Below are 18,170 nucleotides of genomic sequence, written 5' to 3'. Positions count from 1 at the left end.
CACGTCGCCCGTCGTTTTTTGTCAGACCGCGTTGCGCCGGGCGATGGCGCCATAAATTGCCGCACTCGGTTTGGGCGTGCGCGCGAATGTCACTGGGTCGAAGCTGTGCAGCCCGAACTTGACCTTGTAGCCGAAGATCCACTCGAAGTTGTCGATCAGCGACCAGTGCATATACCCGATCACCGGCACGCCGGTGTCCATCGTCCGCTTCAGTTCGGTGAGCGCGGCGGGGATAAGGTTGGCGCGAACGGTGTCGTCTGACGTGCCCACGCCGTGTTCGGTGACGAAGATCGGCACGCCGGTCGCCGCGTGGGCATAGCGCACCGCATTGGCGAGCGAGGCCGGGTAGACTTCCGAGCCCGAATAGTTGACCGGCACGCCCGGCGGCGTGGGCAGCTTGCCGGTGGCGGTCCAGACCTGGCGTTCGTAGTTCTGCACGCCTAGGAAATCGTCGCCGCGCACCGCTTCGAGCCACGGGCCGTAGAGTTTCGCGCGCATCGCATCGCGGATCGAGCCCTTGCCCGCCGCCTGATCGTCGAACATCGACAGGCTGACGCCCACCGGCAAGTCAGGCCGCACGGCCTTGATCGCGTTGCGACCGGCCTTGTGTCCGGCAAGGAGGTGGACGGTCGCGGTGTCGATGTCGTCGATGTCGATCGCGTTGCCCGCCGCGAACTTGGCCGTGCCGACCGCCTGGGCCGCCGCTTCGAGCATGGCGCGCTGGGCCGAGATTACCTGCGGGGGCAGCACCACGCGCAGAATGTTCATGATGTTCGGCTCGTTGAGCGTGGTCGCATACCCGATGTCGGCGGCCAGCGCGCGCGCCGCGCGTTCGCAATAGCGCGCGAACAGGTCGGGCGAACGCGGGTTGGTCCACCCGCCCATCGCCGCGAACCAGATTGGCGCAGAATAGTGGTTGAAGGTAACCACCGGAGTTAGCCTGCGCTCGCGGCAACCGGCGATCATCCGCTTGTAGTGATCGAGCATGGCAAGGGAGAACAGCCCCTGCTCGGGCTCGATCCGCGCCCATTCCAGGCTGAAGCGATAGGCGTTGAGGCCCATGGCTTTCGCCAGATCGAGGTCCGTCGCCCACAGCTCGAAACTGTTGGCGGCATCGCGCGAGGGTTCGGCGAACAGCGTCGGCTTGATGTTTTCCAGCAGCCAGCAATCGCTGTTGGTGTTGTTGCCCTCGACCTGGTGCCCCGCCGTCGCCGCGCCCCACATGAAGCCCTTTGGAAACGCGGGGTCGGGCGCGCGGCCCGACAACTTCGCGACTTTGGCGGCAGCCGGCGTGGCGGCCAGCGCCATCGAACCGGCAAGCAGGGAACGGCGGTCTATCATGGTTTGGCAATCATGGTTTGGCTCTCTCCGGAAAGGGTGCTGTCTAGGCGCAGCATTCGCGCACGAAGGCGCCGATTTCATCGGCAAGCCGCCGGTCGGCGGTGCCCAGGTGCATCGCCATCGAATAATGATTGTGACCCGACAGGATAACGCCACGCGGCATGGTCCCGTGCAGGGCTAGCCGGTCGCGCAGCAAATCGAGGAATTCACGCTGGAAGCGCGGCGGATCGAATTCGGCGCAGGCGATCAGCAGCGGCAGCGTTGTGGCCACCACCGCCTCACGCGGCATGCGGGCGGCATAGAGCGCCGGATCGCCGTAATAGAGCACGTCGCGTTCATCGAGCGGGGTGGTGCCATAAAGCCCCGACAGCAGCACCGCGCCGCGAATGGCACCTGGCGCCTTGTCGCCAGCGGCCTTCAAATAGCCCGCAACATGGACCGCGCCAGCCGACGTGCCCAGCAGCACGATGCGTGCAGCATCACCGCCATGCTGCGCAGCATTTTCGCGCAGCCAGGCGACCACCGCCGCCACATCCTCGGCCCCGGCAGGCCAGCCGTGATCGGGCGCGAGGCGGTAGTTGATCACCACGCCCACAAACCCCAGCGCCGCCGCCATGCGCCCGACATTGGCGTTCTGCCAGTTGTCGACGCCGCCCTTGTCACCTTTCAGAAACCCGCCGCCGTGGACGAATACCAGCACGGGGCGCAATTCATGGGCGGCCCCGCCGTATATGTCGAGCCGGTGGCGCGCATCGGGGCCGTAAGCCAGGTCGGCCGCCGCGACGGGGACGGCCTCGGCCAGCTGCCGTTGCTCGGCATCGTAGAGCGCGCGCACGGCCTGCAACACGTCGGGGCTCAGAGCTTGGCCAAGCGCGGCCATCGCCGCCCTTGCTTCCGCCCGTCCTGGTGTGCCCCCGGTCATTGCGCCTGCCCCCTTTAGAACTTCATCTCGATGCTGCCACCAATCGTACGCCGGCCTTCGCGCGTGAGCCAGTTCACTTCGGCCCCGGCATCGGCGAACGGCAGCCCGATCACCGCCGCGTGGAACCGCTGGTCGAGCAGGTTGCGCGCGAACACGCCCACGTGCCAGCGACCGTCGGCGGGGCCGATCCCGGTGTTCAGCCCGATCGTGGCATAGCCCTTCTGGAACGAGATCGCATTGGCGACATCGTACTGCACCCGGCTGCGGTAATAGGCATTCGCCGACCAGTCGAACACCAGCGTGTCGTTGATCGGCAGGCGGATGTCGGCACCGAACGTCGCGCTGGTCTTGGGCGCGCCCGACAGCGGCTCGCCCTTGGCCTGCACCAGCTGCGTCACCCCGTCCGACGCGGTGAAGCAGGTGTAACCCGCCTTGGCCACGGCGGGGCACGAGGTGACGTAATCGGTGAACCGGGTGTCCGAATAGGTGAAGCTGCCGGTGAACGTCAGCTCGGGGCTGACCCGCCATGCCGCATCGGCCTCAAACCCGTTGGCGCGGAAGCCACCGGCGTTCTGCGTCAGGAACTCGACCCCGTTGAACACCGAGGTCTGCAGATCCTTGTACTGGTCGAAGAACACGTTGGCGTTGAACGTCACCGCGTGATCGAACAGCTGCGACTTGATGCCCACGGTCACGTCGCGCACCGTCTGCGGGTTGACCGAGGACTGCGTGCCGGTCAGCCCCGAGAATGTCACCGTCGGCCCAAGGTAACCGCGCGCCACCGTGGCGAACAGCATCAGGTCGCGGCTGATCTTGTATTCCAGCCCGGCGCGGCCGGAAAAGCCGCCCTTGCCGACTTCGCCCGATTTCAGCGCAGTCGGTGCATAAGGCACCACGAACCCGGCGGCGGAGAAGCTGCCGGGCGCGAACGCGGGGTCGATGATCGAGAAGAACCGCGAAGTGACCTTGTCGTATTGGTACCGCGCCCCGCCGATCAGCGAGAGCTGGTCGGTGACGTGGAACCGCCCGTCGACGAACCCGGCGATCGAGGCCGATCGCGTCTGGGTGTTGCTCTGCCCGCCCGAGATGTCGACGATCAGCTGGCTGCCGCCGGGCCCGGCCGGGAACGGCGATGCCGGCTGCAACTGCGCGCGGCTGAAGTGGCTGTTGTCGCCCACCTTGCGGATTGAGCCATAGACGCCGCCGGTGAATTCGAACGCGCTACCCTTGGGCGAGGTCAGCCGCAGTTCCTGCGACACGAACGTCTGCGGCGTGCCGTCCTGCTGCGCGGTGAACACCGGGAAGCTGGTGCCGTCGATCGCGAAGTTGTTCTTGCCGTCGGCGAACTTGCGATACGCGGTGATCGAGGTGAGATTGAACCCGCCCGACAGCCCGTAGTTGATCTCGAGCGAGCCGCCGAAGTTGGCTTCCACAGCGAAACCGGGATATTCCTCGGCCGACTTCTGGTTGTAGAACCCCGGCGTGATCCCCAGCGCGCCCAGATTGGCGAAGCGCACGCCCATCAGCGGGTTGAACGCCAGATCGGACGGCAGCGCATTGAGCGTCCACAGCTGGCCGGGGCTGTTGCGCGTGGTGCGCGAATAATCGCCGATCAGGTAAATCGACAGGTCGCTGGTCGGCTCCCACAGCAGCTTGGCGCGCCCGCCGTAGCTTTTCTCGTCGCCCCAATCGACGTTGAGCGGCACATCGTGGAGGAAGCCGTCGTTCTTGCGGTAGTAGCCGTACACCGCAATCGCCGCGTTCGACGACAGCGGCACGTTGATCGCGGCATTGACGTTGAGCTCGTTGAGCTCGGCGTAGGACGCGAAGACCTTGCCGCTGATCGCGTCGAACCTGGGCTTGGCGGTGGTGATGTTGATCACGCCCGACGACGCGTTCTTGCCGAACTGCGTGCCTTGCGGCCCCTTCAGCACTTCAACGCGCTCAAGGTCGCCCAGGCTGTTGACCGGGTTGCCGAACGGGATGACCACATTGTCGATCACGGTGCCGACGTTCTGTTCCGACGAACTGGCAAAGCCGCCCGCCGATCCGACGCCGCGCATGCGAAAGCCCGAATCATTGGGCGAGGTGCCGTATTGCAGGCCCGAGAACTGGTACTGCAGGTCGGTCAGCTTCTGGAAGCCGCCCTTGGCGATCTGGTCGGCGCTGATCGTCGACACCGCGATCGGCACGTCCTGCAGGCGTTCGGACCGGCGCGTCGCGGTCACGACGATGTCGCCGGGCGCGAGCGTGGCGACGTCGGAGGCTTGCGGTGCAGCTTGCGAGGTGTCCTGCGCCGGTGCCTGTTGCGCCAGCGCGGGGGTGGCGAGCGCGGCCAGCCCGATGCCGGTCAGCAGCGCGATGCGCCGGGCGGTGATGTGCGTGGTCATGGGGTAATCCTCCCGATTGTCTTTTTCAGATTTCGTCGATGATGGCATTGGTCAGCGTGCCGACGGTGCCGATCGACACCTCGACCGTATCGCCGGCCTGCATGTAGAGCGGCGGATTGCGCTTATCGCCGACCCCGCCGGGGGTGCCGGTAGCGATCACGTCGCCGGGGCCGAGCGGCGTGAACGCCGAGATATATTCGATCACGAACGCGATGTTCCAGATCAGGTCGGAAACCGGCTGGTCCTGCACCACCTGCCCGTTGAGGCGGGTGACGACGCGCTGCGCGGCGATGTCGCCGACCTCGTCAGGCGTGACCAGCGCGGGGCCGAACGCGCCGCTGTGCGGAAATGTCTTGCCCGGCGTGAACTGGATGTTGTGGCGCTGCCAATCGCGCACCGATCCATCGTTGAACGCGGCATAACCGGCGATGTATTCCAGCGCATCGGCGCGCGCGACTTTGTGGCACGGCTTGCCGATGACCACTGCCAGTTCGCCCTCGTAATCGAACCGCTCGGTCACCGACGGCTTCACGATCGGCTGGCCATCGCCGACCAGGCTGTCCGGGTAGCGCACGAAGATCGCCGGGTAGTCCTTCTGGTCGCGCCCGGTTTCTGCGACGTGGGTGGCATAGTTGAGCCCGACGCAGAGGATCTTGGCGGGGTCGGGGATGGCCGGCAGCAGCGCCACGTCGGCGCGGGCAAGCCTTGCGCCATCCGCGAGGCTGGCGAGCGACCCTGCCGCCAGCGCGGCCTTCAGCGTCTGGGGCCCACCTGCGGTCGTGAGGTCGATGATCGCGTCGCCATCAAGACGGCCGAAGCCATCGGTGCCATCGGCGCGGCGGAAGCTGACATAGCGCATCAGGCGGTTTCCTCGTTGGCAGAATGGAGCGGGCTGGAGTGGAGCGGGTCGGGCTCCCACGTGCGACGGTGGCGGAACAGTTCCTCAGCCACGCGCAGCCCGGCGAAATCCTTGTCGGACATGCCCCACTGGTCGATGCGGTTGGCGGGCCAGGTCCAGTCCTCGGGCACGCCGGTGCGGTAGTCCTCCGGCACCTGTTCCACCGCGGTCGAGAACTCGATCACCGGGAGGTATGGCGCGATGAAATAGGCGAACACGTTGGCGCCGGGGCCGTGGCGGCCGGGCCCCCATGCGGGCGCCATGCCATTGTCGCGCAGCCGCCCGATGCCGCGCATCACCGCATCGATGTCGATCATCTCGAACGCGACATGGTTGAGGCTGGCGAACCCGGCGCGCGCAAACGCGGTGGAGTGGTGCGACGCGTTGCAGCGCACGAACACCATGCCCTTGGTCCGGTCGGACACTTGGAAGCCCAACGCCTGCTCGGCCAGCGTGGCGGTGGCTTCGGCATCGGCGGAATTGAACACCACGTGGGTCAGCTTGACCGGCAGGTCAGCGCCCACGACTGGCGCGACTTCGGCGGCGTCGGCCAGAAAGCGGAACAACTCGCCCTCGGCCAGCTCGACCTCGATGCCATGGCCGCCGCCGGGATCCTGCGAGGTCACGGCCCGCGCCGGAAGGCCTGCGGCGGTGACGGATGCGCGCAGCGTTTCCAGCCGCTCGGCAGAGCACACGAACGTTGTGGACTGCACGAATGGTTCGGGCGATTCCGCCAGGGCGACGAGATACGGGAACGGGCCCGATCCGCGCAGATAATACGTTCCGGCGGTCGCCCCGGCGGGTGCCATGCCCCAGATGTCGGTGAGGAACGCGGCAGCCTCGACCGCGTGCGGCAGGGCCAGTTCGATGCTGCGCAGTTTCATGACGATGCTCCCTGATGCGCGGCCACAGGCTCCGGTCCGGCCAATCCGTGCGGCGCGCGGGCCAGCAGCGCGTCGCGCTGTGCGATCAGCGCGGCAGGCTGTCCGGTGCCGAAAACATAGTGATCGGGGCGGACGAGCACGGCGGCCACGCCCCGCTCTTCGAGCCACCCCGCCACCGCGCCGCCATCATCCAGCGTGGCCAGATCGATGACCGTCGCAGCGCCCCGAGCAGCGATGTCGATCGGGGCCGGAACCGCAGTGAACAGCCGCCAGCCAGCGCCCGTCACGTCGTCGAGCAGCCGCCCGCCCACGCGCGGCTGGATAAAGCGATCGCCCGCGCCAGGCGTGCCGGCGGCGACTATGCCGGTAGCGATGGCGGGGATCAGGTCCGCCGCCGTGCCGGACTCACGATCCTTCGCGGCGGCGCGCATCGTCTCGTCGCGCGTGGCCGCCGCCATCGGGTCGAGCACACAGATGTAGCGGCCCGTCGCCACCGCCGCCGAGATCACCGCGCGGACATGCGGATCGCGCTCGGCCTGATAGGTATCGAGCAGGGACTCCGGGGCGGAACCGTCGAGCACCAGCGGCAGCTTCCACGCCAGGTTGGCGATGTCGCGCAGCCCGTGGCACATGCCTTGCCCGAAAAACGGCGGCGTCTGGTGCGCCGCGTCGCCCGCCAGCAACACGCGCCCCTTGCGCCATTGCTGTGCCACCAGCCCGTGAAAATGGTAGGTCGTCGCGCGCACGATCTCGTGCGGCACACCGTCGAGATAGGGCGCGAGCAAGGCCGCCACCGCTTCGGGCCGCATCATCGCCTGGTCGTCTTCGCCCGGCAGCAGCATGAATTCCCAGCGGCGATGGTTGCCGCGCCCCGGCACCACGGTGGTCGGCCGCGCCGGATCGCACACCATCACCGACAGCGTCTGCAGGTTGGCTGCAGCGGGCACCCCCGACAGGTCGGGGAACCGCACCGGCCCATCAACTTCAGCATCGACCACCAGCCACGGCTCGTCGAAATCGAGATCGTCGAGTTCTACGCCCAGCGCCTTGCGCACCGCGCTGCGCGCACCGTCGCAGGCGATCACGAAGCGCGCCCGGATATGTTCGTTGCCCGCAGCCGTCGTCAGGTCGAGCGTCACGCCATCGGCGTCCTGCGCCAGCCCCGCGAACGCGGTGCCTAGCCGGACTTCGACGTTGGCGTAAGCTTCCAGCGCGTCGCGCAAGTGGTCCTCGAGTTCGGGCTGGAAGAAGAAATAGTCGTTCGACCAGCTGAACGGGCGCGGCTTGCCCACAGTGCCCATGTAGCGGATCACGCCGTGGTCCGCGCCGACGTGCAGGTGCCCTTCGGTGTCGCGCATGTCGGGTTCAACCCGGTCGATGACGCCCGCGGACTGGAACAATCGCATCATCTCGTGGTCGAGATGCACCGCACGCGGCAGCGGATAAGGCCGCGCCTCTTTCTCCAGCACCAGCACCGAAAGCCCGGCCTTGCCAAGGAGATTGGCCGCAAAAGCCCCTGTCGGCCCACAGCCGATGATCGCCACGTCGAACATGCGTCGATCCTGTCAGGCGGTCACGGGCTGGCTGGCGGGCGCCTTGTGGAGCCGCCCGCCCTGCATGATCATCGCGATCCTTGCGGCATCCTGCAGGATGGTGACATCCGTCGTGGGGTCGCCGTCGATCAGCAGCAGGTCGGCGATAAAGCCTTCCCGGACGAGGCCGAGTTCGTCGCCCTGCCCCATCAGCTGGCCGCCGAGCATCGTCGCCGAACTCAGCGCTTCGGCCGGGGTGAAGCCGTAGTGCGTGACGAAATGTTCCAGATCGCGCGCGTTGCGGCCATTGGGGTTGAACGGGAAGCCGTAGTCGCCGCCGATCAGCACGCGCACGCCGCGCCGCCTGAGTTCGGGCACGAGCCTGGCCTCAAGCTCGAGCCGCTGCGCCGCGCTCGCCTTCATCGCGCTCATGTCGATGTGCGGCGGCGGCGAGGCTTCGAGCGCGGCGACCGAAACCCCCGGCCCCGGCGCGTAGAAGATCGTGTCCTTGTTCGCGACCATCGCATCGATCGCCGCCGCGTCGGCGAACGAGCAGTGGTAGAGGATGCGCGCGCCAGCCTCGAGCGCCATGGCGATCGCGCGCGGGGTGTAGACGTGCGTCGCGATCCACAGCCCGGCGTCGCGGGCCGCCTCGCCCGCCGCCTGCATTTCCGCGTCGGTGTAGATGATGTCCTGCGCCGAGCCGGGTTTCAGCGCATCCTCGCCCGAGATCACCAGCTTGACCGAGCGCACGCCCTCGGCGGCGCAATAGGCGATGAACGCGCGCATCGCATCGGGCCCGCGGCCGTTGAACACGTCGCCCGTTTCCACGCCCTCGACGCCCTCGGGGCTGCGTTCGAGCGTGGAGGGGATGAGGCGCGGCCCCGGTGTTTGTCCTGCGTCGATGGCGCGCGCCAGCTCGGTCTCGATCCCGTCACCCAGCGCGCCGGCGGAATAGGCGCTGGTGAAGCCGTGGTCGAGCAGCACGCGCGCATTGCGCCATGCCGCGACCTTCAGCTCCTCGGGCGGGAGGATGAACTGGTGGTAGATTTTCTCGACCGACGAGCCCCAGGTAAGGTGGGTGTGCGCATCGACCAAGCCGGGCATCAGCGTGCCGCCGTGCCCGTCGATCACCGTGTCGGCGGTGGCGGAAGCGATGGCGGCGTCATCGCGCAGGACCGCAGCGATGCGGTCATCCTCGACGAGCACAGCGCCCGCAAACGGAGCCGCTCCGGTGCCGTCGAAGATCGAAATGTTGCGGATCAGCTGGCGCACTGCCGGTCTCCCAAGCTTGTCTTATGCCGACCTCAATGCGCCACCTTCGATGCAAAGAAAAATAATGATTTTTGGTAACGTCATAGCTCGGAGCTATGGATGAGGATATCGAGCAGCAAGTTGGCGAGCCGCGAAGGGCGCGCGCCCTTGAGTTTGCGCACGCCGATGCTGCGCGAAAATCCCGCCTCGCGGATGGCGATGGCGCGCAGCACCCCGATCGACAGTTCGGCGGCGGCCACTTTCATCGGCAGGATCGTCACGCGCGTGCTGCCGCGCACGATCGCCTTGGTCGACAGCAGCGAATCGCAGCGGATGCTGTCGTGCGGGATCGGCACGTTGGCGGCCATGAACAGCGCATCGATCTGGCGCCGGAACGCCCCGCGCGCGGCGGGCAGAACCCAGTTCATCGCGCTGACTTCGGTCAGCGACACCGCGTCGGGCAGCCCGGCGTTCTGCGGACCGACGATCAGCGCGAACGGGTCGCGCGAAAAGGTCGTTTCCTCCAGATGATCGGGCAGTTCCTCGATCCCGGTGGTGACGAACGCGAGTTCGATCTCGCCCGCCACCAGCATCGCCGCCAGATCATGGTCGGGACGTTCGACCACATGCAGCGAGAACCGCCCGACACGCTGTTCGAGCGTGCGCACCGCATCGGGCAGCAGGCTGACCAGCGCCCCTGGCGTGCCGCCCACGCGCAGCGGCCCGGCCACGCCTTCGCGCACCAGCCGGATTTCCTCGCTCGCTTCGCGCAACAGGCTGTCCATCGCCTCGGCCCGGCGCAGCAGCAGTTCGCCTTCTGCGGTCAGGACCACACCCGCGCGCGACCGTTCGAACAACGCCGCGCCGACCGACTGCTCCAGCTGCGCGATCGCGTTCGAGACCGACGGTTGAGAAATGTTGAGCAGCCGCGCACCGCCGCTGATCGACCGCGCGGTGCACACCGCGAGAAAGGTCCTGAGCGCGCGCGGATCGATCATCACTCAGCTTTGGCGCAGATCGAGCGCGCCCGCCATAGCCATGGCCATGCCACCAGCCATGCAGTTCCTGAAATTTCCGGGCGAAGCGCACTTGCTTCATGACCACGAGGCGGATCACCTCGGGCGATGCGTTGAAGTAGCGGACCGGGCTCTGGCCCGCTGGCAAGGACGGGGCATGGTGAAGCACACATTGCCGTGGTGAATGGCTCAGCGCGTGAGCGATGGGTCCGTTGATCGTGCCAACGGATCGTGGTCCGCAAGCAGGATCGCAGCGATCTCTTCGCGCAGCCAGGTTATGCGCAAGTCGCGGTCGAGCCGACGGTGCCAAGTCAGCCCTATCGGCGAGATGCCCAGGTCGAACGGGACCAGCGCAACGGCAAGCGCATGGCTTTGCGCCATGCGCCGGGCAAGCCGCTCGGGCAGTACGGCCAACAGGTCGGTCCGTTCCAGAACCGGCGCGACCGCGAGAAAGCTGCCAACCGTCACCGCCAGCTGCCGCTCCACGCCCAGCCCGGCCAGCGCCGCCTCGACATATCCGGCATCGCCCCATGGAGAGACGTCCACGTGGCGCTGCGCCAGGAAGATGTCCACAGAGAGGTTTCCGGCCATTGCCGGGTGGCCGCACCGCGCGACACAAACCTGTCGTTCCTGGTACAGCGGCGCGGAAACCAGCCACGGCGGCAGGTCGGGTGGCGCGTTGCCCACGAACAGCGCGATCCGGTCATCGTCGAGCGGCGCGGCGCACGCGCGCGCAAAACAGGGCACGACGTCGAGCGTCAGTCCCGGCGCGGCTTGTGCCAGTCGCGCGGCCAGGTCAGGCAGCAGCAAGTAGGCCATGTAATCGGTCATCCCCGCCGCGATCGTCCCGCGATACCTTGCCGGGTCGAACGCCTCCTGCGGGACCAACGCGTCCTGGATTTCGAACAAGGCCGAGCGGATGCGCGGCGCGATCGCGCTGGCGTATGCGGTCGGCACCATGCCGCCGGGCGTGCGTACGAACAGCGGATCACCGATGATCGTGCGCAACCGCGCCAGCGCATGGCTTACCGCCGACTGGGTACGGTGCAGTTGATCCGCCGCAGCCGAAACCGAAGCGTGGATCATGATCGCATCGAACACGAGCAGCAGGTTGAGATCGATCGACGACAGCCGCACTTCGCGCATCGTTCATCCCTCCCTGCCTCGCAGAATCGCCGGTCGATCATGCGCGAGCAGGGTGTGATATGCCAGCGTATGATTTTCGTGCATATCGTACTTGCGCAATCGTCACTGGTCGGGGCGATCAGCGCGGCATAGCCTTGGTTCCAGCAACACCCCCGCACAAGTCGACGGGGGCCAGGAGACGAACCGATGGCGACCCAGATCGAACCGCGCGAGGCTGCCACCATGAGCGACGATCCAGCCACGCTGGTCGATCTGCCACTGACCGCTAAATTCTCCATCCCGCAGGCCGATCTCGACGTCATTCAGCTGCGCGGCCTGCAGCAGCGGTTCGACGATCTGGTCCACCGCATCCCGGTTCTCGCCCGATTCGCAGAAGAACAGAACCTCAGCCGGATCGAACGGATCGAAGACGGTGCACTGCTGCTGTTTCCACACACGATATACAAGTCCTATCCGCTCTCCGGTATCGAGAAGGGCCGATACGATCAGATGAGCCGCTGGCTGGGTTCGCTGACCGCCATCGACACCGCCGCCGTGGACTGCGACGGGTGCGACAGCATCGACGACTGGATCGAGCGGTTCGACACGCAGACCGATCTGCGCGTGCGCCATTCGTCGGGCACCACGGGCAAACTCTCGTTCATCCCGCAAAGCCGCGCCGAGGCGATCACGTCGGTCAGGGGCATTGCCCGCGCGCTGGAGCCGTTTGGCAATGAGCCCGGCGCGCGGGACGGCGCCACTTTCGGCGACCTGCCGCTGATCGCGTTCGGCTATCGGCATGGCTCGCAAAGCTTTCCGCGATCGGTCGCGGCGATCATCGAGCATTTCTACGGCGGCGGCGAAAACCGCGTGCTGTGCCTCGATCCGGGGCGGATCAGCGCCGACATGGCCTCGCTTGCCGGGCGGCTCGAGGGTGCGCAGGCGCGCGGCGCGGTCGGCCGGGTGGCGCTGTCGCCGGGCCTGATGGCGCGGCGCGAGGCGTTCCTGCGCGAGCAGGAGGAAGCCCCGCGCCACCGCGAGGCCTTCTTCGACGCGCTCAACGACACTTATCGCGGCCAGCGCGTGATTCTCAAAGGCGTGCTGCCGCCGACGGTCGGCGTGGCGGTCGAGGGGCTGGCGCGCGGGCTGGAAGGCCTGTTCGCGCGCGACAGCATTTTCTTCGTCGCCGGCGGGGCCAAGGGCCAGAACTTGCCGGACGATTATCGCGAACAGGTCGAACGGTTCACCGGCCTGCCCTTCCCCGCCCAGGGATACGGCATGTCCGAAGCCGCTTCGGCGATCACGCTGATGTGCCCGCACGGCCATTACCACATCGTCCCCAACCTCATCCCGTATCTGGTCGATCCCGACAGCGGCGTGCCGCTGCCGCGCAAGGGCCGGCAGACCGGGCGGCTGGGCATCCTCGACATCGCCTGTGAAACGCGGTGGGGCGGGTTTCTCACCGGCGACGAAGTCACGCTCGACTTCGGCGATGCGACGCCGTGCGGCTGCGGCCGGCGGGGCGCCTACATCGCCGGAGAAATCCGCCGCTACAGCGAGATCCGTGGCGGCGACGACAAGATCACCTGCGCCGGCGCACCGGGCCTGAACGACCGCGCGCTCGACTTCATGAGCAAGGCGGGGAGCTGACATCATGACGACCCACGTCCCGCTGATCATCCGTGGCCGCATCATCGCGGGCGCCGACCTTACCTTTGGCGCACGCCGCGAGGGCACCGAATTTTCCACCCCCGACGTGCGCAGGCACATCACCGCGCTGCCCTTGTCGGACGCGGGCGAACTGGCCGATATCCACGCGCTTTCGACCGAACAGGTGATCGCGTTCCTCGCCGCCGTGGGCCGCGAACTGGTGCTCGATCGCAACCCGTTCCTGCAGGAAGCCTATGACCTGTCGATCCGCTCGTCGGGGCTGAGCGAGGGGATCGTGCGCCAGCTTTATGGATCGCTCGACACGCTGTTCGCGGCCGATTTCATCCGGGAACTGGCCGAAAATGCCATCGGCATCCGTTATCTGGACGGATGGGTGCCGCGCCGGATGGCCAACGGCTCCACCTGCAACATCCGCGCCTTCGGCGCACGGGCGGTCCATGTGCTGGCGGGCAACGTGCCGATGCCGTCGGCGCTGGGGGTGATCCGCAACGCGATCACGCGCAGCGACGCGATCTTCAAGACCCCGTCGAACGACCCGATGACGGCGGTCGCGATCGCGCGCACGATGATCGCGCTCGACCCAGACCACCCGGTCACGCGGCACTTGTCTGTCGGATACTGGAAAGGTGGCGACAGCGCGGTGGAGGACGAACTGTATCGCCCCGACCGCATCGACAAGATCATCGCGTGGGGCGGGCAGGCTTCGATCGCGCACATCGCGAAGTACATCCAGCCGGGCATCGACCTGATCACGATGGACCCCAAGCTGTCGTCCTCGATCGTGGGGCGTGAGGCTTTTGCCGACGAAGCAACGATGCGCGACGTCGCCGGGCGGCTGGCACTCGACATCGCAACGTTCAACCAGCAGGCTTGCGCCAACTCCCGCGTGACCTACCTCGAATGCGGGATCGACCGCGCCGGTCTCGCCCGTGCCAACCGCTTTGGCGAAATGGTGTTCGAAGCAATCCAGGCGCTGCCTGCTGGCACCAGCGGCCCTGCCCCCATCGACCGCGCGCTGGCCGAAGAACTGCAGGCGTTGCGCATGGCCAGCTTCGACCATGCCGTCACGGGCGGCGGGCCGGCAGGCGCGGTCATCGTCTCGCAAATCGACGAGCCGGTCGATTTCGCGCCGATGCTCAACAACCGGGTCGCCAACCTCGTGCCCGTCGACGATCTCGACATCGCAGTGCGCTCGGTCACGTCGTACACCCAGACAATTGGCATCTGGCCCGAACATCTCAAGACGCGGCTGCGCGATCGACTGGTGTTCAACGGGGCGCAGCGGGTGGTCTCGCTCGGCTATGCCTGCAAGGCGGCGATGGCCGGCCCGCACGATGGGATGGAACCGCTGCGCCGCATGTGCCGCTGGATAACCGACGAAGTTCACGACGACGCCCCGACCGCGAACTGCCGGCAGCGCAACGAACTTGCCGAAACCGCAGGCTGAGGGGAAGCGCCCGTCCATCATGGCCACCCATGCGGATCACCTCGGGCCATGCGTTGAAGGAGCCGAACGGGCTGGCAGGCTTGCGGGGGCAGGCCATTCAGGTCGCCCAGCCCGCGACAACAGACCATCGGTGCAATTGGGCTGACAGAGCCCGGTACACGGTCTGCTCATCATCCGCTTGTAATCGAGGTCGCGATTGGACGACCCATACGCTCCACTTGCTGGATCGCGACCGGCTGCTGGCGATGAAGCCGGGCGCCTTGCTCATCAACGTGTCACGCGGGGCCATCATCGATGAAGCTGCACCAATATCCGCGATGTGGTCGCGGGACGTTTGCCCGCGACCGCGCTCAACCCGCAGATCGACTTTCCGCGGCAAGTGGATTGAACCGGCCTATCGCGGAAACGGGTATCCCGGAATCTGCAACTGATCGAACATCCCGCCATAGCCCAAGGCCATCTGCATCTCCCAACCGACCATCTGGTAAGGATGGCCGAGATCGATCGCGCTCGCAGCGTCAAGCTCGGCCATGGTCGCACCGTCGAGATCCAGATCGAGCGCGGCGAGGTTCTCGCGCAGTTGCTCTGGCCGGGTCGCGCCGACAATCGGGATGATACCTTTGGCAATCGTCCATGCGAGTGCCACCCGGGATGAATTGACGCCAAGCCGGTCCGCGACGGCGTCCAGCTTTTCGGCGATGCGGCGGTTCCTGTCGTCGAGCGGCTGGAGTTGCATCGAATCCATCCGGTTGCCGCCGCTGCCCGGCGTGCCGCGCGTATATTTCCCCGTCAGGATGCCGCCCGCCAGAGGCGACCAGGCGGTGATCCCGATGTCGTACGTTTTGGCGAGCGGCAAATGTTCGCGCTCGATCGAACGCTGGACCAGGCTATATTCCAGCTGCATTGCGGCGATTGGCGCCCAACCGCGCAGATCGGACAGCGCCTGCGCACGGGATACGACCCATGCCGGGACGTCGGACAAGCCGATGTGCAGGATTTTGCCTTCGCTCACCGCATCGTCGAGCGCGCGATGCACCTCGTCGATCGGGGTCGTGAAATCCCACCAGTGCACCGTGAACAGATCGATGTAATCGAGCGCGAGCCGCTTCAGGCTCGCGTCGATCGATTGCCTGAGGCTTTTGCGATGCATGCCCGCCGCATTGGCATCTCCTGCCCCGGGGACGGCATTGCCGTACTTCGTCGCGACGACGAAGCGCTCCCGGTCCCGGGCGACCAGCCGACCGACGATCCGCTCGCTCTCTCCACCGGTGTACATGTTGGCGGTGTCGATGAAATTGCCGCCGGCCTCGGCATACGCATCGAAGACCGCCGCCGACTCGGCTTCGGTCCGGGACCACTCCGCCCCGGGGCCAAATGTCATCGTGCCCAGCGCGATCTTGGCGACCCGCAGGCCGCTTCTGCCGAGGATCGTGTAGCGCATGGCTTCGGCCTAGTGCGCGTTCAGGCCGGGATTGTTGCGCCACGCCTCGTCCGGCGGGGGAATGATGCCGAGCTGCATGGCAAATTCGCGAAAGTTCCAGTGCGTGCGGCAGCGAACGATCTTGCCGTTCTTGTACATCTGCGTGGTCGTGCCGCGCGTGACGGTGGTTTTTCCGGCTGCCGGCATCCCGAAGAAATCCTCGTTATGCGTCGCCTTCCAGATCCACTGCATGTAGCCCCACTCGTCATAATCCAGATTGGCGCCCAGGAAGATGTTGTTGGCAAAGCGGTTATAGTCCGCCTCGTAACCTTCCCAATCGGCCGGCATCGGTCCGCTGGCCTTGACCCCCCTGGATTCGCCCGAAGGGCCACCATCGTACGTCAGCACCTGGAATTTATGCACGCCGAAGGGCGATTCAGGGCCCGAATTGTTGAACACCACGAAGGCCTTGTAGAGGTCTTCCTTGGTCGTGATGGTCTGCATGAACTCGATGTCTTCCCAGACAAAATCGTCTGCGTAGTATCCGAGCACTTCTTCGGCACCCTTGTCGAAAAAGGCGGAGACCCAGTCTTGCGCGGACTGGAAATTCTTGTGCTGGCGGCGGCTGCCGGCACCCGTCGAGGTCAAGCCATCGGACATGCTCAGGGGTTGGCCGGCACGGATTTCGCCCAACGTGCGCCGCTGCGCGGCGGTCAGGTGCTCATCGCCGACAAGGCTGGCGTAAAGGATGTGCATGGGAGCCCTCTTCCGGATAACGCGGGCGTGTTCGCCCTGCTTGCCCGGCGCATGATGACCAACCCATGCGCACCCGGCCAGAGCCGAAACGGTCAAGTCCCGGCAATACGTGCCAACTGCGGGCGCTGGCACCATGAGACACCAGGTGGCACGTGCGGCCCTTCGGCATGAAGGCGCGTGCGTATAGCGTTGCAACCAGAAGTGATGCCGGCAAGCGACCGGGCATTCGCCAGCGGAGAGAGATGAGTATGACCGTGGCATCGCAGGAAGACGCCATCAGCGCGCTGGAGCAGGATACCCCGCTCGTTTACGATCCGCTCGATCCGGCGGTGAAAAGCGAACCTTATCCCTATTATGCCGAGCTGCGGAAGAACTCTCCGGTGCAATGGTTGCCATCATTGCAGGCGTATGGCGTTGCCACCTACGATCTCGTCGACAAGCTGCTGAAGGACGGAAAGCTGTTCAGCTCGTCGATGTTCTGGCCGGCGCTGCTGGGCGAATTCGATCCCGTGCCCGAAGTGCCGCCGATGATATCGATGGACCCTCCGGGCCATATCCATTTGCGCAAGCTGGCGAACAAGGCATTCGTGCCGTCCAAGATCAAGACGCTGACGGATCGCACGTACGAAGTCGCCAACGCCCTGATTGACGACATCGTGGCCGAGCACGGCACTGAGGGTGAAATCGACTGGGCAACCGAATTCTGTGCGCTGTACCCCGTCACGGTGATCGCGCAGGTCCTCGGCGTACCGACCGCGCGGCGCGCAGATTTCAAGATCTGGGTCGACAACGTCCTCGCCGCCGCAAATCGTGCCGCGTATGGTCCTGAGCGGCTCGCTGAAATCCAGGAAAGCTCCGACAGCATCCGCAAATTCTTCGAGGAGCTTTACGACGAGCGCGCAAAGGATCTGCAGAACGACCTCATCTCCGATTTCATCCAGGCCGAGATCGATGGCGTGCGGATGTCGCGGATCGAAGTCATCCAGATGTCGATCCTCCTGCTGATCGGCGGCGTCGAGACGACCACCAACTTGCTCGGCACCGTGCTGATCGAGCTGAAGCGCCATCCGGAAACGTATGCTCGCGTGCGCCAGGATCCGTCGCTGATCCCGGGCCTAATCGAAGAGGTGCTGCGGTACAATCCGCCGGTGCAGATCATCTTCCGCCATGCGATGGAGGACACCGAACTGGGCGGCGTCAAGATTCCCAAGGGTTCGACCGTGATGCCCTTGCTCGCGTCGGCCAACCGTGACGAAACCCGCTATCCCGATCCCGACACGTTCGACATCGACCGCAAGATCAACAGCCCGCTGATGTCGTTCGGCCAAGGCCCTCACTTCTGCCTCGGCAACAACCTCAGCCGGATGGAAGCCAAGTCGGCGCTTGAAGTGGCATTCAGCCGTTTCGCGATACTCGATCCCGTTTCGGACGATGTCGAGTGGCTGGACTCGTACTTTGCACGCGGTCCGCACCATCTCAAGACGCGGTTCAAGATCGCCTGAACCAAATTCGGG

15 protein-coding genes are annotated in these 18,170 nt (G+C 66.0%); 4 read left to right on the top strand and 11 right to left on the bottom strand.

Annotated features, from left to right (window positions below; genetic code table 11):
* Nucleotides 1–21: 21 nt before the first annotated feature.
* The 9 genes from NL2_RS04870 to NL2_RS04830 form a co-directional block, all read right to left on the bottom strand.
* Nucleotides 22–1,341: a family 1 glycosylhydrolase gene (locus NL2_RS04870; RefSeq protein ID WP_068072376.1), complete on the bottom strand. Its 1,320-nt coding sequence runs from the start codon at nucleotides 1,339–1,341 to the stop codon at nucleotides 22–24.
* A 43-nt stretch (nucleotides 1,342–1,384) separates the two neighbouring features.
* Nucleotides 1,385–2,221: an alpha/beta hydrolase gene (locus NL2_RS04865; protein WP_245647572.1), complete on the bottom strand. Its 837-nt coding sequence runs from the start codon at nucleotides 2,219–2,221 to the stop codon at nucleotides 1,385–1,387.
* Between the two features lie 56 nt (nucleotides 2,222–2,277).
* The gene (locus tag NL2_RS04860; RefSeq protein WP_068072371.1) at nucleotides 2,278–4,653 is read right to left on the bottom strand and encodes a TonB-dependent receptor; all 2,376 of its coding nucleotides are present in this window, start codon (nucleotides 4,651–4,653) and stop codon (nucleotides 2,278–2,280) included.
* 25 nt (nucleotides 4,654–4,678) lie between these two features.
* The gene (locus tag NL2_RS04855) at nucleotides 4,679–5,512 is read right to left on the bottom strand and encodes a fumarylacetoacetate hydrolase family protein (RefSeq protein WP_068072368.1); all 834 of its coding nucleotides are present in this window, start codon (nucleotides 5,510–5,512) and stop codon (nucleotides 4,679–4,681) included.
* Complete coding sequence (locus tag NL2_RS04850) at nucleotides 5,512–6,435, bottom strand: VOC family protein (RefSeq protein ID WP_068072365.1); 924 nt, start codon at nucleotides 6,433–6,435, stop codon at nucleotides 5,512–5,514. The genes NL2_RS04855 and NL2_RS04850 overlap by 1 nt, the downstream gene beginning before the upstream one ends.
* Nucleotides 6,432–7,988 (bottom strand): bifunctional 3-(3-hydroxy-phenyl)propionate/3-hydroxycinnamic acid hydroxylase MhpA, encoded by a 1,557-nt coding sequence (gene mhpA, locus NL2_RS04845; RefSeq protein ID WP_068072362.1) that lies wholly within the window; start codon nucleotides 7,986–7,988, stop codon nucleotides 6,432–6,434. Before mhpA ends, NL2_RS04850 begins: the two co-directional genes overlap by 4 nt.
* A 12-nt stretch (nucleotides 7,989–8,000) precedes the next feature.
* Complete coding sequence (locus tag NL2_RS04840; protein ID WP_068072359.1) at nucleotides 8,001–9,242, bottom strand: amidohydrolase family protein; 1,242 nt, start codon at nucleotides 9,240–9,242, stop codon at nucleotides 8,001–8,003.
* An 80-nt stretch (nucleotides 9,243–9,322) separates the two neighbouring features.
* On the bottom strand, nucleotides 9,323–10,219 hold the full coding sequence (locus tag NL2_RS04835; protein WP_068072356.1) for a LysR family transcriptional regulator: 897 nt from the start codon (nucleotides 10,217–10,219) through the stop codon (nucleotides 9,323–9,325).
* 207 nt (nucleotides 10,220–10,426) lie between these two features.
* Nucleotides 10,427–11,383, bottom strand: a complete 957-nt coding sequence (locus tag NL2_RS04830; protein WP_068072353.1) for a LysR family transcriptional regulator — start codon at nucleotides 11,381–11,383, stop codon at nucleotides 10,427–10,429.
* 186 nt (nucleotides 11,384–11,569) lie between these two features.
* Between NL2_RS04830 and NL2_RS04825 the strand changes: the two genes are divergently transcribed.
* Genes NL2_RS04825 through NL2_RS21725 form a run of 3 tightly spaced genes read left to right on the top strand, consistent with a single transcriptional unit; the run spans nucleotide 11,570 to nucleotide 14,911 of the window.
* Entirely contained in the window at nucleotides 11,570–13,012 is a 1,443-nt protein-coding gene (locus NL2_RS04825) for an acyl-CoA synthetase family protein (RefSeq protein ID WP_068072350.1), read from the top strand.
* Between the two features lie 4 nt (nucleotides 13,013–13,016).
* Entirely contained in the window at nucleotides 13,017–14,480 is a 1,464-nt protein-coding gene (locus NL2_RS04820) for an acyl-CoA reductase (protein ID WP_068072347.1), read from the top strand.
* Between the two features lie 29 nt (nucleotides 14,481–14,509).
* Nucleotides 14,510–14,911 carry an NAD(P)-dependent oxidoreductase gene (locus tag NL2_RS21725; RefSeq protein WP_084355877.1) on the top strand — a complete coding sequence of 134 codons (402 nt, stop codon included), beginning with the start codon at nucleotides 14,510–14,512 and terminating at the stop codon, nucleotides 14,909–14,911.
* Here the strand turns inward: NL2_RS21725 and NL2_RS04815 are convergent.
* Both NL2_RS04815 and NL2_RS04810 read right to left on the bottom strand, forming a co-directional pair.
* Nucleotides 14,875–15,921, bottom strand: coding sequence for an aldo/keto reductase (locus NL2_RS04815; protein ID WP_068072344.1), 1,047 nt, complete (start codon nucleotides 15,919–15,921; stop codon nucleotides 14,875–14,877). The two genes, NL2_RS21725 and NL2_RS04815, sit on opposite strands and share 37 nt — an antisense overlap.
* 9 nt (nucleotides 15,922–15,930) lie before the next feature.
* On the bottom strand, nucleotides 15,931–16,656 hold the full coding sequence (locus NL2_RS04810) for an ester cyclase (protein WP_068072341.1): 726 nt from the start codon (nucleotides 16,654–16,656) through the stop codon (nucleotides 15,931–15,933).
* Nucleotides 16,657–16,904: 248 nt separating this feature from the next.
* Between NL2_RS04810 and NL2_RS04805 the strand changes: the two genes are divergently transcribed.
* On the top strand, nucleotides 16,905–18,158 hold the full coding sequence (locus tag NL2_RS04805) for a cytochrome P450 (RefSeq protein WP_068072338.1): 1,254 nt from the start codon (nucleotides 16,905–16,907) through the stop codon (nucleotides 18,156–18,158).
* Nucleotides 18,159–18,170: the final 12 nt, after the last annotated feature.

The organism is Novosphingobium lentum NBRC 107847 (assembly GCF_001590965.1).
Taxonomy (GTDB): Bacteria; Pseudomonadota; Alphaproteobacteria; order Sphingomonadales; family Sphingomonadaceae; genus Novosphingobium; species Novosphingobium lentum.
Note: the sequence above shows the minus strand (reverse complement) of the source record. Positions and strands in the feature narration are given on the sequence as shown.